The organism is Streptomyces purpureus (genome assembly GCF_014648195.1).
GTDB lineage: Bacteria > Actinomycetota > Actinomycetes > Streptomycetales > Streptomycetaceae > Streptomyces > Streptomyces purpureus.
In genome coordinates, this window is the sequence record NZ_BMQQ01000014.1 from 1 (window position 1) to 638 (window position 638).

The following is a 638-nucleotide window of genomic DNA, read 5'->3' on the forward strand; positions in this document are numbered from 1 at the left end:
GATGGGTAGGGGAGCGTCGTGTGCCGGGTGAAGCAGCCGCGGAAGCGAGTTGTGGACGGTTCACGAGTGAGAATGCAGGCATGAGTAGCGATACACACGTGAGAAACGTGTGCGCCGATTGACTAAGGGTTCCTGGGTCAAGCTGATCTGCCCAGGGTAAGTCGGGACCTAAGGCGAGGCCGACAGGCGTAGTCGATGGACAACCGGTTGATATTCCGGTACCCGCTTTGAAACGCCCAATATCGAGCCCATTAATGCTAAGGCCGTGAAGCCGTTCCGGACCCTTCGGGGAAAGGAAAGTGGTGGAGCCGCTGACCCAAGGTGGTAGTAGGTAAGCGATGGGGTGACGCAGGAAGGTAGTCCAGCCCGGGCGGTGGTTGTCCCGGGGTAAGGGTGTAGGGCGTTGTGCAGGCAAATCCGCACAACATGAGCCTGAGACCTGATGCCGAGCCGATTGTGGTGAAGTGGATGATCCTATGCTGTCGAGAAAAGCCTCTAGCGAGTTTCATGGCGGCCCGTACCCTAAACCGACTCAGGTGGTCAGGTAGAGAATACCGAGGCGTTCGGGTGAACTATGGTTAAGGAACTCGGCAAAATGCCCCCGTAACTTCGGGAGAAGGGGGGCCACGTCTGGTGAT

General features: G+C 57.8%; 1 rRNA gene (running past one end of the window). It reads left to right on the forward strand.

The annotated features are described in order from the left end of the window. Nucleotides 1–638: ribosomal RNA gene (locus IEZ01_RS18695) — 23S ribosomal RNA — on the forward strand; its annotated part runs 1,212 nt beyond the window's last position; the annotation flags it as partial.